The 25,532-nt window shown below is 52.0% G+C and carries 21 protein-coding genes; 7 read left to right on the top strand and 14 right to left on the bottom strand.

Annotation, left to right across the window (positions count from 1 at the left end; all coding sequences use genetic code 11):
• Window positions 1–6: 6 nt before the first annotated feature.
• From I2E77_RS00400 to I2E77_RS00355, 10 genes are all read right to left on the bottom strand, one after another.
• Window positions 7–1,065, bottom strand: coding sequence for an ABC transporter permease (locus tag I2E77_RS00400; protein ID WP_442858909.1), 1,059 nt, complete (start codon window positions 1,063–1,065; stop codon window positions 7–9).
• A gap of 18 nt (window positions 1,066–1,083) precedes the next feature.
• Complete coding sequence (locus tag I2E77_RS00395; protein WP_195450399.1) at window positions 1,084–2,001, bottom strand: ABC transporter permease; 918 nt, start codon at window positions 1,999–2,001, stop codon at window positions 1,084–1,086.
• Window positions 2,002–2,642: 641 nt separating this feature from the next.
• Window positions 2,643–3,143, bottom strand: coding sequence for an RNA polymerase sigma factor (locus I2E77_RS00390; protein ID WP_087229828.1), 501 nt, complete (start codon window positions 3,141–3,143; stop codon window positions 2,643–2,645).
• 238 nt (window positions 3,144–3,381) lie between these two features.
• Window positions 3,382–3,858, bottom strand: a complete 477-nt coding sequence (locus tag I2E77_RS00385) for a PTS sugar transporter subunit IIA (RefSeq protein WP_087229826.1) — start codon at window positions 3,856–3,858, stop codon at window positions 3,382–3,384.
• A gap of 258 nt (window positions 3,859–4,116) precedes the next feature.
• The gene (nagE, locus tag I2E77_RS00380) at window positions 4,117–5,568 is read right to left on the bottom strand and encodes an N-acetylglucosamine-specific PTS transporter subunit IIBC (protein ID WP_087229823.1); all 1,452 of its coding nucleotides are present in this window, start codon (window positions 5,566–5,568) and stop codon (window positions 4,117–4,119) included.
• Between the two features lie 64 nt (window positions 5,569–5,632).
• Complete coding sequence (gene ptsP, locus I2E77_RS00375; protein ID WP_191362727.1) at window positions 5,633–7,258, bottom strand: phosphoenolpyruvate--protein phosphotransferase; 1,626 nt, start codon at window positions 7,256–7,258, stop codon at window positions 5,633–5,635.
• A 516-nt stretch (window positions 7,259–7,774) separates the two neighbouring features.
• Window positions 7,775–10,465 carry a hypothetical protein gene (locus tag I2E77_RS00370; protein ID WP_195450398.1) on the bottom strand — a complete coding sequence of 897 codons (2,691 nt, stop codon included), beginning with the start codon at window positions 10,463–10,465 and terminating at the stop codon, window positions 7,775–7,777.
• A gap of 354 nt (window positions 10,466–10,819) precedes the next feature.
• The gene (locus I2E77_RS00365; protein ID WP_195450397.1) at window positions 10,820–12,121 is read right to left on the bottom strand and encodes a hypothetical protein; all 1,302 of its coding nucleotides are present in this window, start codon (window positions 12,119–12,121) and stop codon (window positions 10,820–10,822) included.
• A gap of 20 nt (window positions 12,122–12,141) precedes the next feature.
• Window positions 12,142–13,887 carry a hypothetical protein gene (locus tag I2E77_RS00360; protein WP_195450396.1) on the bottom strand — a complete coding sequence of 582 codons (1,746 nt, stop codon included), beginning with the start codon at window positions 13,885–13,887 and terminating at the stop codon, window positions 12,142–12,144.
• 307 nt (window positions 13,888–14,194) lie between these two features.
• Complete coding sequence (locus I2E77_RS00355) at window positions 14,195–14,380, bottom strand: hypothetical protein (RefSeq protein ID WP_237966721.1); 186 nt, start codon at window positions 14,378–14,380, stop codon at window positions 14,195–14,197.
• A 206-nt stretch (window positions 14,381–14,586) separates the two neighbouring features.
• Between I2E77_RS00355 and I2E77_RS00350 the strand changes: the two genes are divergently transcribed.
• The 4 genes from I2E77_RS00350 (at window position 14,587) to gpmI (ending at window position 18,869) form a co-directional block, all read left to right on the top strand.
• The gene (locus tag I2E77_RS00350) at window positions 14,587–15,090 is read left to right on the top strand and encodes a tRNA (cytidine(34)-2'-O)-methyltransferase (RefSeq protein WP_195450395.1); all 504 of its coding nucleotides are present in this window, start codon (window positions 14,587–14,589) and stop codon (window positions 15,088–15,090) included.
• Between the two features lie 133 nt (window positions 15,091–15,223).
• Entirely contained in the window at window positions 15,224–16,420 is a 1,197-nt protein-coding gene (locus I2E77_RS00345) for a phosphoglycerate kinase (RefSeq protein ID WP_279323466.1), read from the top strand.
• A gap of 115 nt (window positions 16,421–16,535) precedes the next feature.
• On the top strand, window positions 16,536–17,306 hold the full coding sequence (gene tpiA / locus I2E77_RS00340; protein ID WP_087229801.1) for a triose-phosphate isomerase: 771 nt from the start codon (window positions 16,536–16,538) through the stop codon (window positions 17,304–17,306).
• A gap of 42 nt (window positions 17,307–17,348) precedes the next feature.
• Window positions 17,349–18,869, top strand: coding sequence for a 2,3-bisphosphoglycerate-independent phosphoglycerate mutase (gpmI, locus tag I2E77_RS00335; protein WP_195450394.1), 1,521 nt, complete (start codon window positions 17,349–17,351; stop codon window positions 18,867–18,869).
• A gap of 201 nt (window positions 18,870–19,070) precedes the next feature.
• On the opposite strand, the gene I2E77_RS00330 is transcribed toward gpmI, so the two are convergent.
• Window positions 19,071–19,460 carry a desulfoferrodoxin family protein gene (locus I2E77_RS00330; protein WP_195450393.1) on the bottom strand — a complete coding sequence of 130 codons (390 nt, stop codon included), beginning with the start codon at window positions 19,458–19,460 and terminating at the stop codon, window positions 19,071–19,073.
• Window positions 19,461–19,721: 261 nt separating this feature from the next.
• Here I2E77_RS00330 and I2E77_RS00325 point away from each other — a divergent pair, with 261 nt between their 5' ends.
• The 3 genes from I2E77_RS00325 to I2E77_RS00315 all read left to right on the top strand — a co-directional run bounded on the left by I2E77_RS00325 (window position 19,722) and on the right by I2E77_RS00315 (window position 22,436).
• Window positions 19,722–21,344 carry a peptide ABC transporter substrate-binding protein gene (locus I2E77_RS00325; protein WP_195450392.1) on the top strand — a complete coding sequence of 541 codons (1,623 nt, stop codon included), beginning with the start codon at window positions 19,722–19,724 and terminating at the stop codon, window positions 21,342–21,344.
• Window positions 21,345–21,431: 87 nt separating this feature from the next.
• Window positions 21,432–21,803, top strand: a complete 372-nt coding sequence (locus I2E77_RS00320; protein WP_087229791.1) for a VOC family protein — start codon at window positions 21,432–21,434, stop codon at window positions 21,801–21,803.
• An 84-nt stretch (window positions 21,804–21,887) separates the two neighbouring features.
• Window positions 21,888–22,436 (top strand): flavodoxin domain-containing protein, encoded by a 549-nt coding sequence (locus I2E77_RS00315; protein ID WP_087229788.1) that lies wholly within the window; start codon window positions 21,888–21,890, stop codon window positions 22,434–22,436.
• A gap of 200 nt (window positions 22,437–22,636) precedes the next feature.
• Here I2E77_RS00315 and I2E77_RS00310 read toward each other — a convergent pair whose 3' ends face one another.
• From I2E77_RS00310 to iorA, 3 genes are all read right to left on the bottom strand, one after another.
• Window positions 22,637–23,068, bottom strand: a complete 432-nt coding sequence (locus I2E77_RS00310; RefSeq protein ID WP_191362733.1) for an ACT domain-containing protein — start codon at window positions 23,066–23,068, stop codon at window positions 22,637–22,639.
• Window positions 23,069–23,164: 96 nt separating this feature from the next.
• The gene (locus I2E77_RS00305; RefSeq protein WP_087229782.1) at window positions 23,165–23,746 is read right to left on the bottom strand and encodes an indolepyruvate oxidoreductase subunit beta; all 582 of its coding nucleotides are present in this window, start codon (window positions 23,744–23,746) and stop codon (window positions 23,165–23,167) included.
• Window positions 23,743–25,485: an indolepyruvate ferredoxin oxidoreductase subunit alpha gene (gene iorA / locus I2E77_RS00300; RefSeq protein WP_191395432.1), complete on the bottom strand. Its 1,743-nt coding sequence runs from the start codon at window positions 25,483–25,485 to the stop codon at window positions 23,743–23,745. The genes I2E77_RS00305 and iorA overlap by 4 nt, the downstream gene beginning before the upstream one ends.
• Window positions 25,486–25,532 lie beyond the last annotated feature (47 nt).

Genomic DNA, 25,532 nt, shown 5'->3' with positions numbered 1-25,532 from the left:
AATCTCCTATTTCTTTAGCTTCGGGTCGAATGCGTCGCGCAGGCCATCGCCAAACAAGTTAAACGCCAAAATAATAATGCTGATGGCTACGGCAGGGATGAACAGACGGTATGGGAACGAGTTAATGCTGCTGATCGCATCCGAGGCGAGAGAGCCAAGGCTTGCCATCGGAGCTGCAACACCGAGCCCCAGGAAGCTTAGAAACGCCTCTGTGAAGATTGCGGAAGGAATCTGCAGCGTGGCGGTTACGATCAACGTGCCAATACAGTTCGGAAGCAAATGCTTGCGGATAATCCGGCCATTTGAAGCGCCCAGCGCCTTGGCCGCCGTGACAAATTCCTGCTCCTTCAACGTCATCACCTGGCTACGTACGATACGTGCCATACTCACCCAATACAACAAACTAAATGTGATAAAGATACTGATTAATCCGACGCCCACACGATTGAGGCCGTCAAAGATTGGGCTGCTATCAAACAGCGCCTGCAGAGGGGATTTTAAAGTAACCTGTAATAGAATGATAATCAAAATATCAGGGATCGAGTAGATGATATCCACGATTCGCATCATGATCAAGTCCACTTTTCCACCAAAGTACCCTGCCACTGAACCATAGATCGACCCAATCAGCAAAACCAGAGCACTCGCAACCAAGCCGACCAAAAGGGAAACCCTGGCGCCCGTGAGCACGCGAATCCCCAAATCACGTCCCAGCTTGTCCGTGCCAAAAATATGGGGGAAAACGCTTTCTCCTGAATCAATCAGCGCCTGCTCTTCCTCGGAATACTGCATCGGCCACAGATTTTCGCTGCCGCGGATCTGCTGGTCGTATTCATAAGGATAAAAGTTTGGGACAACAAACGCACAAATGATTACCAATAAGATCACCACTGCGGCAACCATAGCCACCTTATTCTTACTAAAACGCTTCAGCGCATCCTTCCAGAAGGTTGTGCTTTCGCGCATAATGTCCAGCTGTTTCTTCTCGTCTTCGCTTGCCGGGAGAAAATCGTCCGGGTCAAGCTGGAGGCTCAGCGGATTTTTTTTCAGCTTAATATCCACCATTAGACCGTCTCTCCCTTCTTATCTCAGTTTAATACGCGGGTCCACTATCTTGTAGAGGATATCCACGATCACATTCATCAATACCAAAAACGTTGCCAAGAAAATAGTCGTACTCATCACCATTGGATAATCACGCCCCGTGATGCAGTTGATAAATTCACGCCCAAGGCCAGGAATGTTGAAAATCTTTTCCACAACAAAGCTTCCCGACAGGGTAAAGGCCATCAAGGGGCCCGCATATGTGATAATCGGAATAATCGCATTGCGCAGCGCATGTTTAAACAACATCTTAAATTTGTTGACACCTTTCGCACGCGCTGTGCGGATATAATCCTGATTGAGGGCATCCAGCATACTGGAACGCATCAACCGTGTGATATAAGCCATTGGATAGAAAGCAAGGGTAAACACGGGGAGAATGTAATGCAGCGGCGTTGATAAGCCCATTGTTGGCAACCACTTTAATTCTACGCCAAAGATCTTCATCAAGGTGGTAGCCACAACAAAGCTCGGAACAGCGATTCCCAAAGTGGAAACGACCATAATCAACTGATCACCCCACTTTCCTCTGCACATAGCAGCGACGGAACCAAGCCCGACGCCTGCTACCAGAGCAACTAAAATCGAAATCCCACCCAAACGGGCAGATACGGGGAAAGTCGAAAAAATAATGTCGTTTGCCGTCCGGCCTTTTTGTTTCAGGGATTCGCCAAAGTCTCCATGAAGCAGTCCATTCATATAGTTCAAATACTGCTGGGGCTTTGGAACATCCAAGCCATATTTTGCCTCCAAAGCTGCTTGGGTGGCGGGAGTCACCGCTTTTTCGCTCAAAAACGGCCCGCCAGGGATCAGGTTCATCAGTGTAAACGTAATAACAGAGATCAAAAAGATGGTCAAAATTGCGTATCCCACACGTTTACATACATACTTCGCCACTGTTTGCCACTCCTTAGTCTAAAAGATTTGCTGCCTTCTTTTTGCATTCTTTCCTCGGTGCATCATACTGAACCGGTCTTCGGAAAAGCCGTCAAATCTTGTAGACTACTCCCCCCGGCAATCCCCTAAATTCAACATTTTGCACCAAAACCAATGGACATAATCCACATTTTCTACAGAAAGTTTGTCAAAAATTGGAATAAAATATTAATATTTTATTATTGTAACACATAGCCCTTGATAATTCAATAGGATTCGTAGCTATATAACGCTGAATAGGACACCTCCATCATTGGACGTGTCCTATTGATGTGATCTATTATAACAAATTTATGAACAAAATGCAAGTTCAAGTTTTTATTTTTCATTTTCCATAGCCCCCTTTGGGAGGCCAAGCAAATAGAGCCAAATAAACCCAGAAATCACGCCGTTTGCCAAACATCCCAATTGCTGATGCGCTGTTTGCGGAAGCTTGTTTATGCAAGTTTTATATTTTAAAATGCATACTTTCCTTCTATCTTAGCCAACCTAAATTTCGTAAACGAACTTGTTCTTTTTAGGATTTCCGAAAAGCCTCTGTTCATGCGCCATGCGCCTCACATTTGATATAAAGCGCCCTTGAAAGGGAGGTTCCTTTAAAATTAGGCCCTTTCCTGCTCTATGAGCTCCTGAATCCGCTTTTTCGCACGATAAATCCGTATACATACATTTTTCTCTGAAATCCCCAACAGAGTGCCAATAACCGGGTTAGGCAGCTCAAAATAATATTTCAGGACAATTACGTCCTGATAATTGGAACGCAACTTGGGCAAATAAGGAAACGATCTCTGTTCCAAATCATGCAGAATCAGATCCTGATCCTCCCCTAATGGGTTAAACATGCAATCCTTACTCTTTTGAAGAGATTTGGCAGCATTGCGGGCAATAATCAAAATGAGTGCCTTCAAATTGCTTTGCCGAAGTTTACAAATCCAACTTGCTGCACTGTAAATCCTCTCTTCTGCACAAGCAATCGCTTCCTCAACACATATGGGGTCCTGTAAAACCCTTCTAACCTCATTTTGCAAATCCATCTGATAATGTTCCAAGATCGCTTGAATTTCACCTAAACCGGTCAAGCCCCTATCTCTCATTTCCATCATGGTCTATGCATCACCTTAAACTCTGTTCTAGGGAACAATTCCTGGAAAAGATCGTTAAAAGCGCCCATTAAGAAATTTTATATGGAATGAAACCCGCTGAAACTATTTTGATCGCTTTATCAATTTATAAAATTACCATATAAAAATCTAGTTTCCAATTTCCCCCACTATTATAACATATAATTTTAATAAATAAGCCTCCGAAAACAAATTGTCTCCGGAGGCCTGTGTGAAAAATTCACTTTTTTTTGTACGTGATGACCGTTGTCTCGCCCGCAGTAGCTTCTCCCGTAATCCCTTCCATACTCTTAAGGTCGTCCATTGTCGTGATGATACAGGGAGAAATCGTCTGGAACCCTTTCGCTGCAATCGCCTCAATATCCATGTCCATCAACTTATCCCCAGCATTTACATGATCGCCAACTTTTACATGGCAAGTAAAGCCTTCGCCGTTTAACTTTACGGTGTCAATTCCCAAATGGACCAACACCTCCGTCCCATCGTCCGCTTCAATGCCAACTGCATGGAATGTGTGTGCGACCTGGGCAATCGTACCGGAAACCGGTGCCACTACAGTATTGCTGGTCGGAATGATTGCAATTCCATCCCCCAAGACCTTATCAGAAAATACTGGGTCGGGAACTTCTGTGATCGGCACAACTTTTCCCGTTTGCTGCGCTACAATTTTGCTGTCTTTCTTACCAAACAGTCCCATGGAACATACCTCCAAATTTTATTCCGGGATATAACAATCCCTGTTTCTCCATTTTAATCGAAAAAGGGACCCACCAGGTATTATTGTGCATCGTGACCGGGAAAAATCCTCAAAGCTCTGAGGCCTTAAAAGAATTTTCTTCATCAATCGACGATGCAATTGACCCCTGCATACAATCATCTGAAAACAGCAGTCTCCCTGAACTTGCGGAGGGAGACTGCTGCCATTCATACGATCACAGGAATATAATGCTGAAAATTACAGATACTTCTTCATCGCATCCACGAGAGCCTCTGCCTTCGTGCCAACGATAACCTGCGTAACCTGATCGCCAGCCTTCATGACGCCGGAAGCACCCAGAGCCTTGATTGCCTTTTCGTCAAGGTTCTTGTTGCTCTTCAGCACCAGGCGGATACGGGTGATGCAGGATTCGATTTCCTTGATGTTCTCTTTGCCGCCAAGGATGTCGACATACTTCTTTGCAAGGCCGTCATAGCCCTGGTCCTTGACCAGCTTGGAGAAACCTTCTGTTTCCTCATCGTCGTCGTCCTCACGGCCAGGGGTCTTGAGGTTGAACTTAACAATGGCGAAACGGAAGACGATGTAATAGATTACGCCAACTACGAGGCCGATCGGGATCAACAGCCACGGATTCTGTGCCAGCGGCACCCAGGAGCTGAAGAACAGATCTACAAAGCCTGCGCTGAAGTTAAAGCCTGCACGGATCGGGAGAGCCGCTACAACCGCCATGGAAATACCGGTGAGCAGGGCATGGACGACATACAGTGCAGGAGCAAGGAACATGAAGGAGAACTCCAACGGCTCGGTTACGCCGCTGACGAATGCGCACAGCGCGCCTGCGAAGAGGATACCACCGGCAACCTGCTTCTTGCTCGGCTTCGCAGTGTGATACATTGCCAAAGCAGCACCCGGCAGACCGAACATCATGATCGGGAAGAAGCCGGACATGTACATACCGGTGACGCCGGGAGTGCCCGTGCCGCCCCAGAAATTGCCGATATCATTGATACCAGCAACATCAAACCAGAACACGGAGTTCAATGCGTGGTGCAGGCCAACCGGGATCAACAGTCTGTTGAAGAAGCCGTAGATACCAGCGCCGATCGCACCCAGGCTGATGATTGCCTCGCCGAATGCAACAAGTGCATTGTAAACAACCGGCCATACGAAGAAGAAGATCAAGCCAACTACTACGCTAACCAATGCCGTCACAATAGCTACCGAACGCTTGCCGCTAAAGAAGGACAATGCCTCCGGAAGTTTCGTGTTCTTAAAACGATTGTAGCAAAGTGCACCAACAACGCCGCAGATGATGCCGATGAACTGGTTGTTTGCCTTGGAGAAAGCAGCATCTGCTTCCGCCCCAGTCAAAACTGCGACGACGCTGGGATTCAAAATCTGCTGGACCATCAACCAGGAAACCAGGCCGGCCAGCGCGGATGTACCTTCGTGATCGTCGCTGAGACCAATCGCAACACCGATCGCGAACAAAATGGGCATGTTGTCAATGATCGCTCCACCGACTTTCACCAAGAAGAAAGCGATGACATTCGGATCACCAAGACCGGACATAACGTTGGAATCGATCATGTAACCGATTCCCATCAGGATACCTGCTACAGGCAAGCAGGCAATTGGAAGCATCAAAGCTTTTCCAAGCTTTTGAAGCTTTGCAAGGACCTTTTGCATAATTTTACCTCCTCGAAAAAATTAATTAATTCATACAAACCGGGTCCCTTTCCCGGTTTCTACCTTAATCAAGCTGCTGCACCGTCCGGCGCAGCTCCAGCACAGTGCCTGGGGTAACCGAAAGCTCATTGATTCCAATGTCTACATAGAACCTTGTCAATTCGGTATCTCCAGCGGATTCCCCACAAATCCCAATCCAGATTCCCGCCTTCTTTGCATTCTCCGCTGCCATCTGAATCATGCGGAGGACTGCCGGATGGCGAGGATCGTACATCGAAGAAATCTGCGGATTCATACGGTCTACAGCAAGTGTATACTGTGTTAAGTCGTTGGTCCCAACACTAAAGAAGTCCACTTCTTTCGCCAGTAAATCACTCAAAATGACAGAAGCGGGCGTTTCGATCATAATCCCGATTTCAAAGTCCGGTGCAAACGCAACACCTTCCGCCTTCAAATCTGCTTTTACTTGGTTGAGCAACTCCTTGATTTCCTTAACCTGTTCCACCGAAGTAATCATTGGGAACATGATAGCCAGCTTGCCAAAAGCAGAAGCCCGAACCAATGCACGCAATTGGGTAACAAAAAGCTCCTTACGGTCCAAGCTGATCCGAATCGCACGATATCCCATCGCCGGATTCTCTTCCTTAGGAATATTCAAATAAGGGACCTGCTTATCTGCACCTAAATCCAGTGTGCGGATAATCACACGCTTGCCCTTCATCCCCTCCAGGACCGTTTTATATGCTTCAAACTGTTGCTCTTCTGTTGGAAAATCGTCGCTCTCCATATAGAGGAATTCACTGCGGAACAAACCAATCCCATCGGCATCGTTTTCCAAAACCATCTCTACATCGCTGGGATGCCCTATATTGGCATTGATCTCCATTTCTACGCCGCTTTTCGTCACAGCCTTTGTCCCTTTAAGCAGCTGCAAATCTTTTTGATGCTGCAGGAAAGCGTCGCGCTTTTGCTCGTATTCCTTGAGGGTAGCCTCATCCGGCTCTATAATTACGTCGCCCGCGCTGCCGTCTACAATGGTCATCGCGCCATCTTTCAAGCTTGAAAACGCATCACAAAGTCCTACTACAGCAGGAATGCTCATCGTACGGGCCAGAATCGCCGAATGCGAACTCTTTGAACCCTGCTCGGTAACAAACGCCAGGACCTTGCTCTTATCCATTTGGACGGTCTCGCTCGGCATCAAATCAGAAGCAGCAACAATCGCTTCTTCCTTTAAACTATCCAAGCCACTGTCCAAATTCGGGTCAAGGCAACTCAACAAGCGCTTCGAAATATCGACAACGTCGGCACTGCGTGCACGCATGTATTCATCGTCCATCTGGGCAAACATCGTTGAAAACTGCTGCGCTGCCTGCCAAACAGCATATTCTGCATTCACCTTTTCGTCAGAAATGCAATCTTTAATTGCATCAAAGAAATCGTCGTCCTGAAGCATCATGATATGGATCTGAAAGATCATCGAATTCTCTTCGCCTACTCGTTTTAAGGCATCCAGGTAAATCCGATTCAGCGCAGCTTCCGCCTCTTCTTTTGCGGATTCAACACGCTTAATCTCCGCCTCCACATCGGTAATCGGCTTTTTCGCAATTTTATCATCCAGCTTCACACAGAGCTTCAATTTCCCAATTGCAATACCATTGGAGGCTGCAATCCCTTTTAAGGCCTGCATTTCATCACCACTTTCTATAACCATCTCTTTTGCACACAGGAAACGTTTTAACTGTGAACAATCTGTTAATGTAATATTTATATTATAGCTTTTTCAACAAATTGTCAATATATTTAAAAAAAATCCATACTAGATTGTAAATCTTGTCCACTTCTGTGCAAAAGTAGTACGCAATTATTCTATCTCAAACCATAAATACCAAAAAAAGCATTCGGGAAATAAATAGGATTGACTGAAATCTATCGTTTGATAGTAAAATAATCTTCTGTTAATGTTTACATCCCGCTTACTGTTGTTATAATGAACAAATTTTCCTATTATAACAAGGAATTTATCAATTTGCAGTTTTTCCAGTTATTAAATGGAGCTTTTTCACACCTCCTGCACGATCTGGAAAACGGTAAAAAAGAAAAACAGCGGCCCGGGTAAATACCCGAACCGCTGCCGCGCAAATACAACTATCGAAAGATTCAAATAGCTATACTTATAAACTTAAATCGTCAATCTCGAAAGATCTTATTTCACGGTAACCGTGCAGACCTTCACGCCATTGACATACACGCCGGTGCTCTGGCCAGCGGAGCCGATTGCATAGACTGCGAAGTAGTAGTCGTTGCCATCGATCTTACCAGCCTGGGTCTTCAGAACAGCACCGTTGCCAACCGTGAAGGACGGAGCGGACGGAGCAGTGATCTTGAAGACATAGCGGTTGCCAGCTGCAAGGTTGAAGTCAACCGTCGTGTCGGAAGTCACAACAGGCTCCGTAACCTTGATGATGAAGAGCTTCACAGCGTTCTGGCCAGGAACCGTAGCATAAACGCCAGCGGTCGTGCCAACAGCGCCAGTAGCCTTGATGGTGTAGGTAGCCTGGCCGTTTGCGAACGGAGTCTTCAGAGCATGAACAGCAACATTGCCAGTGCCGATGGTAACCGGAGCCTCAACCTGGGAATTCACAACGAAGTCCTTCGTGGAGCCCTGCGGAACCTCAACAATGCCGGACAGGTCGCTGGAAACAACAACTTCCGGAATTGCAGTTACGGTGCAAACTGCGGAATCATAATCCTCGAGTGCATCGCCGTCGGAATCAACAACTGTTGCATACAGATCAAAGCTGTTGGAAGTTGCATAAACGTCGTCATACTCCTTAACCTTAATGGTCAGAGTTGCGCCGTCTGCAGTAATCTCGAACACGTCCTTGTCAGCGTCGCTGTAATCCCAAACAACGGAAGCGCCCGCCGGCAGAGAAGTGCTTGCCGGATAGTTAGAAACAGTTACAGTGTCAGAGAAGCCCTTAGCAATGGTAACTTCGCTCTTGTCCAGAGCAACACCTGCGAAGGAAACGCTCTTTACGAGGAAGGAATCAGACTTCGTATCAACAGACTTTCTTTCGAGTGTAAATCCAACACCATCGAAAGCATCGACAGAGCCAACATCCTTAGCTGCTCTATAAGCTACATCACCAACATTAACATTGGAGCCAGCAAGTCTGAGCTTTACATCACCGGAAATGCTATCAGTTACATACAGCTTATCAGCGGCAACAACCAACTTACCATCGCCAGAAATGCTTGCAACCTCGACAGTATCTCTGAATTCAATGGAACCGCCATCGGCAATATCCAAGGAATCAATGACAACCGGGCCTTCAACTACAACATTTGTATCTTCGTCGACTGTAACATCCTGAGCGTTCAAAAGGCTCGGCAGCTTACCTTCGAAGCCTTCAAAGGTAACATTACCCTTATAAGCACAATCCAACTTTGCAATACTGACGTTGTCACCCTTCAGAGTAATTTCGCCATCATCCTTCAGCAAAACATTTGCCAACTGAACCTGACCATCTTCACTGCTGGAATCAACAGTAATGTTCTGAGCCTCAATTGTGCCAGAAACAACTGTATTGATGTCATCATCTTCCGCATCAATAGTTACACTCTTATCAGTCGTAACATCTCCGCTTACTGTGCCGCCAGTAAGATCAATGTCGCCATCAGCTTCAATAGAAGTTACACGGCCATCGCTTACCGAAACATCCTCTTTAACATCTACGACACCAACAGTACCGCCGGAAATAGCAACCTTTCCACTTGCGTCGGTAATGTCACCAACCTTGGCCTTATCTTCGATGTTTACTTCGTTAGCATTTTTGATTTCGCCAACACTTGCACTGCCAGTAACGGAAACATTTGCATACTTGCCTCCGTTTTCCAGCACTCTAATGTCATAGCCAGACACATTACTGTCAGCATTCATTCCATCAGGAATAGGAGTAATATCTGTGCTGCTACCATCTTTATCGATAGTCGTATTCGCAGTAACATCAATTCTCTTCAGAACGGTTGCAGTAGTTGTATCCTCTGTTTCATTGAATTTCCATTCACCATCAGAGTTCTTACTACCGCCGCTCTTAATGGTGAACTTCAAGGTGCCAGGGCCCTTGCCCTTGTTTGTCATAGCAGTAACGGACTCGCCATCTTCAGCCTTATCCAACTCAAATCTATTGTTGGTGCTGCCCTCAATGCGAACCGGATCACCTGTCGGCTCACCTTTCTCATCATAGCCATCAACAGTCGTTACCAGCTCATAGGTAGCTCTCAAACCGTCCGTCTTGCTATCCTTTGCCTGAGCTTCCGAAGTTGCTCTATACACACCTAACTGTTTGGTATTGAGATCATTGTAAGAAACTTCCAAATTTGGAATTTTATCGCCGGTCTCATCATCTGGTTCGCCAACAATGCCAACAAACAGAGTACCATTCTTCACTACATTAACAGTAATTTCGATCTGGCCCTTCAATGTGACATCCTTATCGTCGCGGGTAATCTCGCCTTCTGCATAGACCATAATGGTTTCAGTACCAGTCTTATCGGTCTTAACTCTAGCCTTACCATCTTTAACAGAAATCAGGCTATCGCCCTTTGCATGACGGAAAGAAAGATCGTCTTCATCGGTTACTGTAATAGACTCTTCTTTATCCGCAGTCGTCAACTCTACGCCGCCGATAAAATTAATAAGATCAAACTTATAATTGTTTGCGTCATCGGTATCTTTTACCAAAGTGATCTCATCATTATCAGAGTTCACCAGCGACACGCTGCCAGCCTTCTCAGTTCTGGATGCTGCGAAAGCAAAAGTTCCCGAAAAGCTAGACGTAATCAATGCCATTGCGAGCACTGTTGCGAGAGCTTTTCCTGTAATTTTTCTCATCCTTTTTGTCCTCCTTAAAAATCGTGGTTTGCGTATTTGCGCATGCCTTAAGAGAAATGAACATAATGAACGTCACGGACATTAACAGGATTAGCCCTTGACTAAGACGGTATGGGGGAGGCCCCTCCTAGATGGCGCTAGAAAGACAACCCGCATATGCGTCCCTCATATGTTACTTGGATTATAAGATATTTATTTCGCAATGTCAAGTGCGGAAATCACAATATTTTTCGGATTTTTATGCGAAAAAGCCGCATGAATCCTAGGTTTTTGCTGTTTTGGCAGCGTTTGCTCTAAAATATTGGCAGCCTTGGCAGGCTTCTGCCAACGCCGCTTTCTTCGCCTTTTCCCGATTTATAAGCCTGACTGAACCGGGAGATCATCGCACAAACATGCGCGTTCTCCCCCGTGCGAAACAATATAAATCCCGCACGGCGCCGTTCCCTTCCGGTCGCGGCAGCGCGGGCATTTGATCGTCAATCCTGCGCCCGTGGGGAGATCGTAACAGCAGGCAACGCGGTTACAGGAACAGCCGCTCGACGCATACCAAGGGCAGGCGGCGCGGTTCGTGCAGTGCTTCACCGCGGGCAAATCCACGTATTCCGAGGCAATCTTGCCACCCTTTTGATACTCTCCGTTGCTGATCAGGATATGGGAAGCAGAAATCTCCGCCAGCCAATGGCTCCAATGGCTGGCCGTCCCATGGTGCGGCGCCTTTACAATATAATAGTCGCGGTATAGGCGGCCGGCAATGACGTCAAAGCTCTCCGGCGCCGCGTCCCCCGTCATCAGAATGTCGTCCAGGCTGGCTTCCTTTGTACGGCGGTTGTGGAAAATCACGCTGGCCGCATTCAGTTCATCGGAATAGGCTGCCGTCGTGCCCGGATCGGTCAAAATCTGTACAACGTCCGGGGCAGTCGGCAAAAGATGCAGCTCTGGAAGCAGCGCGTCAATCTGCTCCAAAAGGGCGTCCAACTGCGCGATCCCTTCCGCCCGGAGGGGGGACGATTGGCAGCAGGCGTCATACGCCTTCCCGTAGCGCGCCTTGAGCTCCAAAAAGCGGCGGGCCGCCTCCGGCAAAAACGGGGAAGCCAAGCAGACGTTTAACTGTTCCACCGCCGAAGCGAAGAGCTCCGAAAAGGGGTACCCCTCCCGGTCCGGCCAAAGTACCTCGTACGTCACGCCGTCAAACAAAAAACTGGAGCCGCCCGCAATCGGATAGACGCGGTCCGCCCCCGCACTTTTCGCAATGCGGCTAAAAATTCGCAGGGCGCTCAAATTGACCTGCGCATAATCGCTCTGCCGCGGCAAAAAGGCATAGACAAATAGAGCAAAATCCAGCAACAAATGCTGCCCGCGCGCGTCCGCCGGGGATACCGGCAAAAGGATGCGGTCAAAATACCCGCCGCGTTTCGACAGCATCTGATACAGCCCACAGAGATGGTCCCTGTGATAATGGGTCAACAAAAACTCACGCCCTGAGCAGCCGGAATAGCGCTCCATCAACGTTGGGTCCACATAGGCGCTGAAATCCAAATCCCCTTCGCGGATCTTCTGGTTGATGCTTCCGCAGTCCACCATCAGAATATCGTGATGGGAACCGCCCAAAACAATGCATTCCCCATATTCTACATTATGTAGTTCGAGCCATTGCAAAACGGCTCACCCCCATACTCCTATAATAAATCGTCCAACCCCTGCACTTTCCCGTTTTCAAAAATGCCGGTGATGACCGTCCCATTCGCCAATGTCAGCGTCCCTTTGCCATGGCGCAGGTCGTCTTTCCACTCCCCTGCGTATAGAACCGCCCCATTCCGGTATTCGGTTCCGTGCCCATCGCGTTTGCCGTCCTTCCATTCGCCCGTATATAATAGGTTGCCTTCCGCGTCGAAGGCCGTCCCGCATCCCGTCGGGATATTATCCCGCCACTTTCCGACAAAAATGGAACCGTCATGGGAGCTAAAGGAGATCCCCGACCCGTGGCGCAGGTTGTCCTTCCAGTTGCCGACGTAGCAAAGCTTGCCCGACTTATAATAATAGGTACCGAATCCGTCGCGCTTGTCCTCATGATATCCGCCCTCGTAGGCGGTATGGCCATTCGTCATCTCGGTGCGCCCATTGCCTTCGCGCATTCCATTTAAAAGATCGCCAAAGTAGGCATAACTCTCTTCCGCACTGATAATAATGCGTTTGACCGGCATAGCGGCGGGCTTTGGCGATCCATCGGCCTCCTCGCCGGTTTGCTGCGAAGCTTTTTGCTTTAACTCCGGCGCATGCACAACAATCCCGTGCCGGTTTTTCGCCGCCACCGCGTAGCGCTCCGCATGCGGCGGGCGTACGACTTCTTCGAACGCATCGTCCTCTGCCGGCTTTTCCTCCGCGGCAGGTTCCGGCTCCTTTTGTTCCTGGGCCTTGAGCTCCGCTTGCACCAACTTTAAAAGCTGGGAAAGGCCGGAATTCAACGCAGGAAGCGGAAGCTCCTTTTCTTGCCAGGAGGGCTGCGGAACGTCCAAAGTCGGCGGGCAGGCCGTACCCCACTGGGCCGGTTTTGCAGCGTCCTGGCCCGCGGAAAAAAGCTCATGGTCCGCCGCATAGTCCCCCTCTTGCGCAGCCGCAGGGGATTCTGAAGCCGGTAGCTCCGGGGAGGGTCCCTCTGCGATGGCCTCCTCGGGCTCCGCCCCCGCTGTTTCCGTCTCTGTCTCAGGAGTATCCGCATCATTGGCGATGTATGTAAACCCTGCGAAGGCGGACTCTTCCCCGCCGGTTTCCGAATCCTCCGGGCGATAAACAAGATCTTCAGGGATTGCCTCCGGCGGGCGTTCCACCAAAGAACGGCGCAACGCCGCTTCTTCCTCCGTGCAGTAGCAAAAATCCCCTTCCGAGGTCTCCGCCCAGATGCGGGGCTCTCCCAAGCGCGCATCCGCCAAGCTTTGTTCCGGCGTGCCGCGGCGCAGCGCGCAGGGGACCAGTTTGATCCGGCTGTATTTCCCGCTGTCCGGGTTCCACTCCGTCAAAAGCAGGCCGTCTGCAACCGGGGATAGCACAGCCGCCGGAAGCTGGTCCCTCCGGCCGTCCATATAATAAGCGGTGCTCTCCCAACGCAATTCCAACGAAAAACGCGCTTTGCTCACCGGCTCGCCGCGCTCCCCGAAATGAACCAGTTCAAACCCATTTTCACCGCGAAAAGCCTGCTGGACCAAAGCGCCGCCGCGCCGGACAGACCACGTGAAGCGATGCCAGCCTACTCTTCCACGATAAACCGTCTTGACGCCGGAGTTGAAGTCTTCTTCCCGCACAGACACCGTCCGGTCCTGTGTAAAGCATTCGCGCCGTGCCTGGCTCAGCAGGGAAGGCTTGGCGGCGGGGCCGTCGTAGTCCCGATGGTACACGGCATAAAAAAGGATGTCCGTTTCGCTTTGCATAGTCGATCCTTCCTTAATCAAAGAAAGCAAAGGCTTTCTATCTCTATCATTATATATAAGGTCATTATACATGTTTCGCGCTGGTTCCGCAAGGATTTCAGACGCACAGCGCCTTTTCACGGGTCCGCTGCACAAGCAAAACAAGAAACGAGGCCCCTGCCCAGGAGATTTCCTGGACAGGGGCCCCGCTGTTTCTTTGGAGCAAGATTCCTCTGCTTCCGCAGATGCAGGGAGCCATTCCCAGCATACCGCCATTTTTATGAGCTACTATCATCGCGGAGCCCCTGAAACGGCTATGGCAAAGCAATTACGCTTTAAACATATGCTCCACATTCTGCATCGCATGGCCGACTGCATGCATAGCGCGGTGTGCATCCCGGCGCAGATGGCGGTTCTTCTTCATCATTTGGCTGCCGACCGCCGCCACCGCAACACTGGCGACAATACCCGCGCCGATTCCTTTGACAAAGCCCATCGTTTCCTTATACATCATATACGACCTCCAAATTGCATTCGATTTTTCCAACAATTCGATCAGGGTGTTCCCCCGCATTAGTTTCCCCTCCTTATGGATGAATATCGATTCCGTTTGTTTCCGGTCCTTTTGCAAAATTTTGCGGTTTCTGGCGATTGATGGTATAATGGCCATGCATCTTAGCAAAACTGAAATCGGGCATGTCCCGGGGGAGAATGAAAAACATGGCAACACTCAACATTGTACTGGTGGAACCGGAAATCCCGCAAAACACCGGAAATATCGCCCGCACCTGCGCGGCCACCGGCGCCCGGCTTCACCTGGTCGGGCCGATGGGGTTTAAAATCGACGACCGGAAGCTCAAGCGCGCGGGCCTGGATTACTGGCATCTTTTGGACATCACCTATTACGATAGTCTTTCCGATTTTTTCAGGCAAAACAGCGGCAATTTCTACTATTTTTCCACAAAGGCACGGCACGTGCATTCCGGCGTCGCCTATCCGGACGGCTGTTATCTGGTGTTTGGCAAGGAGACCGCCGGACTGCCGGAAGAGCTGCTCCTTCAGCACCCGGATAACTGCGTCCGCATTCCCATGCTGAACAATCCGGACGCGCGCAGCCTGAACCTCTCGAATTCGGTGGCAGTCGGCGTCTATGAAGTATTGCGGCAGTGGAATTATCCGGATCTTCTCTGCGCCGGGCAGCTTCACCGGCTCTCCTGGGATTGACAGAAAGCGCCGGAAAACCGCCTTAGACCCTGCAAAAATCGGGTCTTCTCTCTTGAAAATAATTCCCATTTATTGTATACTGAAAATCAAGCGTAGAAGACTCTGAAAATTCAAATAAAGGAGCGCAAACGTTATGAATTACCTGAATAAAAAAACCGTCGAAGACATCGACGTAGCGGGCAAGAGAGTCCTCGTCCGCTGCGACTTTAACGTCCCGTTTGATGCAGAGGGCAACATCACCGACCCGAAGCGCATCAACGAGGCTATGAAAACCATTAAATATTTGATCGACCACAAAGCGAAGGTCATCCTCTGCTCCCATCTGGGCCGCCCGAAGGGTGAATTCAACATGAAGTATTCCCTCGCTCCGGTCGCTGAATACCTCTCCAAGGCACTCGGCCAGGAAGTCAAGATGGCGAAGGACGTTGTCGGCGAGAGCGCAAAGAGCATCGCCGCTTCCCTGCAGGACGGCGAGGTCGAGATGATCGAAAACGTCCGCTTCCATAAGGAAGAAGAAAAGAACGACCCGGCTTTCGCAAAGGAGCTCGCTTCCTTGGCGGAAATTTATGTCAATGACGCATTTGGCACGGCACACCGTGCACATGCTTCCACCGCTGGCGTTGCCGACTATCTGCCGGCTGTCTGCGGCTATCTGATCCAGAAGGAAATCTCCATCATGGGCGGCGCGCTCACCGACCCGAAGCGCCCGTTCGCCGCCATTCTGGGCGGCGCGAAGGTCTCCGATAAGATTGGCGTCATCACCAACCTGCTGGACAAGGTGGACACCCTCATCATCGGCGGCGGCATGGCTTACACCTTCATGAACGCACTGGGCTATTCCATCGGCACCTCCATCTGCGAGGGCGACAAGGTCGAGCTGGCAAAGGACACGATGGCAAAGGCCAAGGAAAAGGGCGTCAAGTTCCTGCTCCCGGTGGATAACGTTGTTGCAACCGAGTATAAGGCCGACGCAGAGAACAAGGTTGTCGATTCCGACCAAATCCCGGACGGCTGGATGGGCATGGACATCGGCCCGAAGACCTGCGAGCTGTTCGCAGACGCCATCAAGGGCGCTGGAACCGTGGTCTGGAACGGACCGATGGGCGTCTCCGAGTGGGATGCGTTTGCAAACGGCACGATCGCCGTTGCGAAGGCTGTTGCAGACAGCGGCGCAATCTCCATCATCGGCGGCGGCGATTCCGCTGCTGCGGTTGAGAAGCTCGGCTTCGCGGACAAGATGACCCATATCTCCACGGGCGGCGGCGCTTCCCTCGAGTTCCTGGAGGGCAAGGTTCTCCCGGGCATTGCCTGCTTGAACGATAAGGACTAATTTGAGCATCCGCGCCTTCGGCGGGGACTCCCGCCTGCCAGGGATTCGTTCCCGGCTGTGCGGTTCCCGCCGGAGGCTTCTTTTTTGACTATCATATAAAAGGGGATAGACATCCATGAACAAAGCACTGAGAAAAGCCGTCATCGCCGGCAACTGGAAAATGAACAAGACCCCTGCCGAGGCCAAAGAGCTGATCGAAGGCATCAAGCCGTTGGTCGCTGGCGCAGGCTGTGACGTCGTTGTTTGCGTCCCGTATGTGGATCTCGCCACCGCTCTGGAGGCAACCGCAGGCACCAACATCGGCGTGGGCGCGGAGAACTGCCACTGGGAAGTTTCCGGCGCTTACACGGGAGAAATTTCCGCAAATATGCTCACCGCAATGGGCGTAAAATACGTCATCATCGGCCACAGCGAGCGCCGCACCTATTTTGGCGAGACGGACGTCACCGTCAACAAGCGCGTGCGCGCTGCATTGGACAGCGGCCTGACCGTGATCCTCTGCGTGGGCGAATATTTGGAGCAGCGCGAACAGGGCATCACCGCCGAGCTGGTGGCTATGCAGACCAAAATCGCATTGCAGGGCGTCAGCAAGGACGAGCTCTCCCGCGTGATCATCGCTTATGAGCCGGTCTGGGCAATCGGCACCGGCAAGACCGCGACCGCAGAGCAGGCCAACGAGGTCTGCGCCATCATCCGCGAGACCGTGAAGGGCCTCTACGACGAGGCGGCTGCCAATGCGATGACGATTCAGTACGGCGGTTCGATGAACGCCAAGAATGCAGCGGAGCTGCTGGCGCAGCCCGATGTGGACGGCGGCTTGATCGGCGGCGCTTCCCTGAAACCCGCAGACTTCGCGGAGATTGTCAAGGCTGCTACGCAGGGCTAAAATTCCTTGCAATGTTTAATAGAGTAGGAGATCGAATCATACATGAATAAAAAGCCTCTGATTTTGATGATTTTAGACGGTTTTGGCATTGGCGGCGATTACGGCAATGCAATCAAGGCGGCCAACAAGCCGAACCTGGACCGCGTCTTCGGCAGCAACCCGATCACGCAGATCGGGGCTTCCGGTATGGACGTCGGCCTGCCGGATGGCCAGATGGGAAACTCTGAGGTTGGCCACACCAACATCGGCGCCGGCCGCATTGTGTACCAGGAGCTGACCCGCATCACCAAAGCCATCCAGGATGGCGATTTCTTTGAGAATTCCGCCTTCATCTCCGCAGTGGATAACGCCATTGCGAAAAAGACCGCGCTGCATCTCATTGGGCTGCTCTCCGACGGCGGCGTGCATAGCCACAACACCCACCTGTATGCCCTGGTGGAATTGGCCAAGCGCCGCGGCCTGAAAAAGGTCTATGTCCATGCATTGCTCGACGGCCGCGATGTCCCGCCGACTTCCGGCAAAGACTATGTGGCCGAGTGCGCCGAGAAGCTCAAGGAGATCGGCGTGGGTCAAATTGCCACCGTGATGGGCCGCTACTATGCGATGGACCGCGACAACCGCTGGGAGCGCGTGGAGAAAGCCTATGCAGCCATGGCGTACGGTGAAGGCATCCAGTGTGCCGACCCGGTCCAGGCAGTAGAGGATTCCTATAAAGAGAATGTAACCGACGAGTTCGTCGTTCCAACCGTCTGCGCAGAGGGCGCAGAGATCGGCGCGGACGATTCAATTATCTTCTTTAACTTCCGCCCGGACCGCGCGCGCGAAATTACGCGCACCTTTGTCGATCCGGAATTCACCGGCTTTGAGCGCAAGAAGGGCTTCTTCCCGGTCAAATACGTCTGCATGACGCAGTACGACGCTACCATGCCGAATGTCCTGGTGGCCTTTAAGCCGCAGAGCCTGAAGAACACCTTCGGCGAATACATCTCCGACAAGGGCCTGACCCAGCTGCGCATTGCAGAGACGGAGAAATACGCGCATGTGACGTTCTTCTTCAACGGCGGCGTCGAAAAGCAGTATCCCAACGAGGACCGCGTGCTGGTCAACTCCCCGAAGGTGGCCACCTACGATTTGCAGCCGGAGATGAGCGCTTACGAGGTCACCGACCGGTTGATCGAGCGCATTGAATCCGGCAAATACGATGTGATTATCCTGAACTATGCAAACTGCGACATGGTCGGCCATACGGGCGTTTTTGACGCCGCAAAGGCCGCCGTGGAAGCGGTGGATACCTGCGTTGGGCGCGTATTGGATGCGATCGCCAAGCAGAACGGCGTGGCGCTGATTACAGCGGACCACGGCAATGCGGACAAGATGTACGAGGAAGATGGCTCCCCGTTCACCGCGCATACAACCAACCCCGTTCCCTTCTGTGTGGTCGGCTATCCCTGCAAGAAGCTGCGCAAAGGCGGCCGCCTTGCGGACATCGCCCCCACCATGCTGCAGATCCTGGGCCTGCCCCAGCCTGCGGAAATGGACGGCCGTTCCCTCATCGAGGAATAAACCGGCCGTTCTTCCCATTGTGTTAGAGGGGGCGGAAGGAAACAGGCTTCCGCCCCAGCTTGTGGAACGCGGACCTACTAGCAGTTGCTGGAAGATCCCGTTCTACAATACAAATTGACAATCCGTCCTCCAAACAGGAAAAGGGCGTTTCCCTTCTCGGGAAACGCCCTTTTCCTATGTGTGGATTTCTAAAAGAAAGATTTATTTCTTGATTTCTGTTTTCCACAGGCCATGCAGGTTGCAATACGCATAAACAGCGATCAACTCGTCATCCTGCAATGCAAAAGATACCTCCGGCTTCTCTCCCGGCTGGATGGCTTTGCGCTGGCCGCCATGCGCCGTCTGCAGATATACCCAAGCAATATAATGCTCTTCCGTCGATGGATGCTCAACGCTTCCCACGCTGACCTTGACAACATTCCCATCCATCTCAACCACCGGCAGGTGCTTCTCCGTTGCGCCCTCTGTGGTGTTGGGGACCAATTCGCTCATTTTTTCCCCACAGCAAACCAGCGGCACGCCGGAATCATGAATCAACCCGACAATATTCCCGCAGTGCTTGCAAATATAAAACTTGACTTCTTTGCTCATCCTTTTGACCTCCATTCCGATTTTTCTTAGTCATAAATATTTTTTGTGGGATGCATGTTTCCCACACATTTATTATACCCTATGAAACGGGGGTTGTATAGGAGCATTTCCATTTTTTCGAATCCTTTTCGAGTGGCAATTTTTCGGTTCCATCCGGCATTGGATTACGCAAAGCTTACGTTTCTATGACAATTCTGTATCCACATTGCATTGCCCCAGAAAAGATGTTAGAATAAATGAAAAACGGGAAGGAGTGACGGAATGAAACGTTTTGCGGCAATGTTCTTGTGTGTGATCCTTTTGCTTTCTTTCGCCGCATGTGAAGAAGACGAACCCAGCAATGCAAACAAATCCTTCCAATACCATCTGGCCGCGGAGCCGGAGACGCTCGATCCGCAAATCGCCGCCGATGAATCCGGCATCATCCTCATCCAGGCCCTTTTTGAGGGATTAACCCGCCTGGACGCCGACGGCAATGCTGTGCCCGGTGTGGCGGAGAGTTGGACTTCCAACGCCGATTTTACCCAATTCACCTTCCAACTTCGTGAGGACGCGGTTTGGAACGACGATGACAATACACCCGTAACCGCAGACGACTTCGTCTATGCTTTCCAGCGTGCGCTGGACCCCGCAACCAATTCGACCACATGCAGCCCCATGTATTGCATCCAAAACGCTCGCGCCGTCCATGCCGGGGAATTGCCGGTGGAGCAGCTGGGGGTTTCCGCTTTGGATGCCCATACCCTATCGGTGCAATTGGAATATTCCTGCGAAGACTTCCCGGAGCGTACCGCTTCTGCCGTCTTCATGCCCTGTCACAAGGATTTTTTCCTCACCACAGGCGGACGCTACGGCTTGGAGCGCTCTACGTTGCTGTGCAATGGCCCCTTTGCCATCGACGGCGTGTACGGCTGGGAACACGGTTCCTACATCAATTTGCGCCGCTCTCCCAGCTATTCCGGCAATAGCAAACCGCTTCCGTCCGATGTCAAATTCAGTATTGGCAACAAAAAGGTCGATGTTTCCGACCCCGTGGCCGCTTTGACGGATGGAACCGTGGACGCCATCGCCATGCCCTCCGACCTGGTCGAAGAGGCCAAGGAAGCGGGCTGCACTGTGACCGGCTTTGAAGACACCACGTGGGGGCTGTGCTTCAACACGCAAGATGAGGTGATGCGAAACCTCAATATCCGCAAGGCCTTTACCCAGGCGTTTTCGCGTGAAAAGGTCCTGGCCCATCTTCCGGAGGGCGCAACGGCCGCGGAAAACATCATCCCGCCGGACACAAAGCTCTTCGGGCACGTCTATCGCGAATTGGCGGGCGGCGGCGCTTTCTATCCCCTACAGGATACAGCCGCGGCGCAGTATCTGGCCGCCGGTATCCAGGAGCTGGGCTTGGAGGCCCTCCCAAAGGTGACCATCCTGTGCCCGGACGATCCGGATGTCAAGCTGATGGTCAACGAGATGCTGACCGAATGGAATACACAATTTGACGACTATTTTAATATGGAACCGCTCAGCGACAACGAACTGGCGTCCCGGGTTTCTTCGGGGAATTACCAGATCGCCATCTGTTCCATTACGCCGGAATCGTCCGGCCCATTGGCCGTCCTGAACCTGTTCCGCAGCGATAATCCGAACAATCCGGCCCATCTGCGCTCCGCAGGGTTCGACGAAAACCTCGCCAATGCGGAAAATCAGAGCGGTACGGAGGCCGCTGTTTCTTGCGCCGCAATGGAGCGGTACCTCAACGAGCAATGTATCTTTTACCCCTTGTTCTACGAAAGCCACTATTTTGCCACCGCTCCTGGCGTGACGGGGATTGTGTTCCATCCCTATGGCGGAGGCGTCGATTTTATCAATGCCGGCAAGGATAGCTTATAAAGCGCTTTACGCCGGGCAGCACATCTCCATGATTCCTATGCGGCATGCGCATGTGCTTTCATCCATATCTTTCTGGGAGGCCAGTCGATGATTACCTCTTGTATGGCGTTTTATCCCTGCCTTGACCTTGCAAAAACCGAGATGTTTTATACCCAAGTGGTCGGCCTGCGCACGGTCTTCGCCTCGGATACCGTCCGTATTTTCCACGCAAAGCAAGGGTATTTTGCCTTTGTCGCCTATGGGGACGGGAAAATCCCCCGCAAACACCTGTGCTTGTCGCTCAATTGCGCCAACCGGGAGAGCGTCGATGCGGAATACCAGCGCATCTGCGCACTCGGCATTCAGCCGCAGAGCGCCCCTGCGCAGCATCCATCCCAACCGGTCTATTCGTTCTTTTTGGAGGACCCGAACGGTTACACGGTGGAATTCCAGAAAATCGATGGATTCCAGCTTACATAGCGGAGAACTTCATCTTTTATAAAAGGCCGCACAAGCGAAAGCTTTCCCGTGCTACACATGCTCTGCATTTCTAAGGGGGAATTTATGAAAACGATCGTTGTCTATAGTTCGCAATACGGCGCAACCGAACAGTATGCGCGCTGGCTGGCAGAAGCGCTGGACGCAGATCTCTATGCAGTCCGCGCGATTTCCGCCGATGTATTGGGCGGCTATGATTGTATCCTGTACGGCGGGGGCCTCTATGCCGGAGGGGTCAAAGGGCTTCCCACTTTTCTGAAGCATTTCTCCAAATGCGAAGGGAAACCCCTGATCCTGTTTACCTGTGGGATTGCAGACCCAAAGGACCCAGCGAATGTCGAACAGATCCGCAGCCAATTGCACAAGGCGCTCCCAGCAAATATCGCAGCGCAATGCACCTTTTTCCACCTGCGCGGCCGGCTGGACTATCCGCACTTAACGGTGGTACACCGGGCGATGATGGCCATGCTCCGGAAGATGCTCTTGAAAAAGGCTCCCTCTTCCCTGCGGGAGGAGGACCGCCAGCTCCTGGAAACCTACGGCAAGGACGTGAATTTTATAGACCGCTCCGAAATCGAACCGATTGTGTCCTTTGTCCGCAGAGGCGCGGAATAGGACCTCTTATCTCATTATAAAACGGAAGGGAAAAATTTTCCCTTCCGTTTTTCTTTTTTCGCAATCCTTCCCGCGCGGCACAGTACACCACTCCCCTCTCTCCTTTTCTATGAAACCCCTGAATTTCCGTTCCCCGCTAAACAAAAGAGCGGACAGGAAGTCTTCCTGTCCGCTCCAATTCGTATAAAAGTCTAAACAAATTACAAATCGTAGATTTCTTCTGCGCTCAAGATGGTAATTCCATTCTCCCTGAGCATGTTTACTGCCCGCTCGCTGTCGTCCACACGAAGAATCACAAAGGCTTTTCCATGCTCACGGCTGACAAACGCATAGATATATTCCACGCCAATCTGATTGTCCGCCAGCACGCGCATGGCTTTGGCAAATTCGCCGGGCTGGTCGTCGATTCCCATGGCGATCACGCTCGTGAGGGAAACCGTCAATCCCGCAGCCTTCAGAGCTTCTACGGCTTCCTTTGGCTTATTGACAATCAACCGCAAAATACCGAAATCGCTGGTATCCGCGATGGAAACCGCCCGGATATCCACATTTGCTGCGGCAAGCGCCTCCGTGATCTCTGCAAGGCGGCCGGACTTATTCTCCACAAAAACGGAAATCTGCTGGATCTGCATACCGATTCCTCCTTTATGGTTTGATTCTCTTTCGGTTACGCGCTTGGGCTTCCCGCATGCGGGACCGGCGCCAACCGAAACAAGCTTCGCGCTTTTTTATACGTCCGCGTTGTACCCCAGTTCAAACGCTTTGAGGTTCATATCGATAAATTTGGACGGCACCGTCTCCTTGATGGTATCGATCCAGACCTCCTTGGGGAGATCCAGTTTCTTGGCCATGGCGCCGATCAAGACCACATTGACCGCCTTGGATGAGCCGGCCTCTTCCGCCATCCCCAAAGCATCCAACGCGACCACTTTAACGCCCTGCTCGCGCACCTTTCCAAGGATGTCCTTCGGGTATTCGGCCACGCCTGTTACAACGGGCATCGGGTCCATCTGCTGGGTGTTGACCACCACGGTCCCCTCCGGCTTTAACCACGGCAGGTACCGGGCCGCCTCCAACGCTTCAAACGCCAGCAGAACGTCCGCCTCACCCTGCGCGATGATCGGGGAATACACCTTATCGCCATAGCGCACATACGTCACCACGGACCCACCGCGCTGGCTCATGCCGTGCACCTCGGAAACCTTTACATCGACGCCCTGGCTCAACATCGCGCTGCCCAGCACACGGCTGGCCAGCAGCGTTCCCTGCCCGCCTACGCCGACAATCATGACACTTTTCACGTTGCTCATGCCTGTACCTCCTGTTCTGTGATCGCGCTCTTCGGGCACAGGGTGGTGCATACGCCGCAGCCTACGCACTGCGTGCGGTCAATTGCAGCTTTCCCGCCGTGCACACTGATCGCCGGGCAGCCAATGCCCAGGCACGCTTTACATCCAATACATTTCTCCGTATCCACCACAAGGGACGGCTTATGTTTCACATATTTCAACAGCGCGCACGGACGGCGGCTGATGATGACAGAAGGCTCCTCCGCTGCCAGTTCCTCTTTCAGAACTGCCTCTACCTCTTTGAGGTTATAGGGGTCGCAGACGCGCACCCGCTTGATGCCGACCGCTTTGCACAGCGCCTCCAAATCGACCGCTGTGGTGGGGTCGCCCTTGATGTTGTAACCGGTCGTCGGGTTCTGCTGGTGGCCGGTCATGCCCGTAATCGAGTTGTCGAGGATGATGACCACGGAATTGCTCTGATTGTAGGCGATGTCGATCAAGCCCGTAATACCGGAATGAATGAACGTGGAGTCGCCGATGACCGCAACGCTCTTCTGCTCCGCGTCCTTGCCGCGGGCCTTGTTGTAGCCGTGCAGCGCAGAGACGGACGCGCCCATGCAGATGCAGGTATCGATCGCGCTCAACGGGGCGGATGCGCCGAGGGTATAGCAGCCGATGTCGCCGCTGACATAGACCTTTGCCTTCTTCAAGGCATAGAACAGGCCCCTGTGCGGGCAGCCGCAGCACATCACCGGCGGGCGGCCCGGCGTCTCCGCATCCACCTTTTTGCTCTCCGGCACCTTGCCCAGCATGCACTGGCGGATCACATTCTGCGAAAACTCATCGCAGCGCGGGAATACGTCCTTGCCATGCACGGCGATCCCGTTCTTTTTGCAGAACGACTCGATCACATCGTCGAGCTCTTCAATGACATAGAGCGTCTTGACCTTGGAGGCCAGCTCTTGGATCTTCTTGAGGGGCAGCGGGTGTACCATCCCCAGCTTTAAATAGGACACGGTATCGCCCAACGCCTCTTTTGCATACTGATATACCGCGCCGGAAGCGATCACACCGACCTCGGAATGATTATCCTCCAACACGTTGATGTCCGCTTCATCCGACCAGGCGGAAAGCTTCTGCGTGCGCTCCTCCACCTTATAGTGCTTCGGCTTCGCAAAAGCGGGCAGCATGACGTTTTTCGCAGGGTTTTTCTCGTACGGCTTGAGTGCGTGCTCCTCGCGCTCGTACAGCTCCACCGGGCTGCGGCTGTGCGCGACGCGCGTCGTCAAGCGCAGGAGCACCGGCGTATCGAACTGCTCGGAGAGCTCATAGGCCAGCTTCGTGAAGTCCCGGCACTCCGCGGAATCGGCGGGCTCCAGCATCGGGAGCTTTGCGGCAATCGCATAGTTGCGGGAGTCCTGTTCGTTTTGCGACGAATGCAGGCCCGGGTCGTCGGCCACGGCAAGCACCATGCCACCGTTCACGCCGATGTAGCTCATCGTGAAGAGCGGGTCCGCAGCCACATTCAGGCCCACGTGCTTCTGCGCGCAGAATGAGCGCGCCCCGGCAAAGCTCGCGCCGGCAGCGACCTCCGCCGCCACTTTCTCGTTCGAAGCCCATTCGCAGTAAATTTCCTCATACGTGGCGGCCGCCTCTGTGATCTCCGTGCTGGGGGTGCCAGGATAGCTGGACACCACCCGCACACCGGCCTCGTAAAGGCCGCGCGCGACCGCTTCGTTTCCCAACAGTAACTTTTTCATTTTACCTCTCCTATATATCAGACCTATCCGCCGCATGGACGGATGAA

This window comes from Anaeromassilibacillus sp. 1001302B_160321_C8 (genome assembly GCF_015554745.1).
Lineage (GTDB): Bacteria > Bacillota > Clostridia > Oscillospirales > Acutalibacteraceae > Anaeromassilibacillus > Anaeromassilibacillus stercoravium.
This window is presented reverse-complemented; position numbering and strand designations above follow the sequence as displayed.

What these genes read in the sequence shown, in the direction of transcription:
- I2E77_RS00400 (WP_442858909.1), bottom strand. Translation starts at nt 1,065, where the DNA reads ATGGTGGATATTAAGCTGAAAAAAAATCCGCTGAGCCTCCAGCTTGAC.
- I2E77_RS00390 (WP_087229828.1), bottom strand. Translation starts at nt 3,143, where the DNA reads ATGATGGAAATGAGAGATAGGGGCTTGACCGGTTTAGGTGAAATTCAA.
- I2E77_RS00385 (WP_087229826.1), bottom strand. Translation starts at nt 3,858, where the DNA reads ATGGGACTGTTTGGTAAGAAAGACAGCAAAATTGTAGCGCAGCAAACG.
- nagE (WP_087229823.1), bottom strand. Translation starts at nt 5,568, where the DNA reads ATGCAAAAGGTCCTTGCAAAGCTTCAAAAGCTTGGAAAAGCTTTGATG.
- ptsP (WP_191362727.1), bottom strand. Translation starts at nt 7,258, where the DNA reads ATGCAGGCCTTAAAAGGGATTGCAGCCTCCAATGGTATTGCAATTGGG.
- I2E77_RS00370 (WP_195450398.1), bottom strand. Translation starts at nt 10,465, where the DNA reads ATGAGAAAAATTACAGGAAAAGCTCTCGCAACAGTGCTCGCAATGGCA.
- I2E77_RS00360 (WP_195450396.1), bottom strand. Translation starts at nt 13,887, where the DNA reads ATGCAAAGCGAAACGGACATCCTTTTTTATGCCGTGTACCATCGGGAC.
- I2E77_RS00355 (WP_237966721.1), bottom strand. Translation starts at nt 14,380, where the DNA reads ATGATGTATAAGGAAACGATGGGCTTTGTCAAAGGAATCGGCGCGGGT.
- I2E77_RS00350 (WP_195450395.1), top strand. Translation starts at nt 14,587, where the DNA reads ATGGCAACACTCAACATTGTACTGGTGGAACCGGAAATCCCGCAAAAC.
- I2E77_RS00345 (WP_279323466.1), top strand. Translation starts at nt 15,224, where the DNA reads ATGAATTACCTGAATAAAAAAACCGTCGAAGACATCGACGTAGCGGGC.
- tpiA (WP_087229801.1), top strand. Translation starts at nt 16,536, where the DNA reads ATGAACAAAGCACTGAGAAAAGCCGTCATCGCCGGCAACTGGAAAATG.
- gpmI (WP_195450394.1), top strand. Translation starts at nt 17,349, where the DNA reads ATGAATAAAAAGCCTCTGATTTTGATGATTTTAGACGGTTTTGGCATT.
- I2E77_RS00330 (WP_195450393.1), bottom strand. Translation starts at nt 19,460, where the DNA reads ATGAGCAAAGAAGTCAAGTTTTATATTTGCAAGCACTGCGGGAATATT.
- I2E77_RS00325 (WP_195450392.1), top strand. Translation starts at nt 19,722, where the DNA reads ATGAAACGTTTTGCGGCAATGTTCTTGTGTGTGATCCTTTTGCTTTCT.
- I2E77_RS00320 (WP_087229791.1), top strand. Translation starts at nt 21,432, where the DNA reads ATGATTACCTCTTGTATGGCGTTTTATCCCTGCCTTGACCTTGCAAAA.
- I2E77_RS00315 (WP_087229788.1), top strand. Translation starts at nt 21,888, where the DNA reads ATGAAAACGATCGTTGTCTATAGTTCGCAATACGGCGCAACCGAACAG.
- I2E77_RS00310 (WP_191362733.1), bottom strand. Translation starts at nt 23,068, where the DNA reads ATGCAGATCCAGCAGATTTCCGTTTTTGTGGAGAATAAGTCCGGCCGC.
- I2E77_RS00305 (WP_087229782.1), bottom strand. Translation starts at nt 23,746, where the DNA reads ATGAGCAACGTGAAAAGTGTCATGATTGTCGGCGTAGGCGGGCAGGGA.
- iorA (WP_191395432.1), bottom strand. Translation starts at nt 25,485, where the DNA reads ATGAAAAAGTTACTGTTGGGAAACGAAGCGGTCGCGCGCGGCCTTTAC.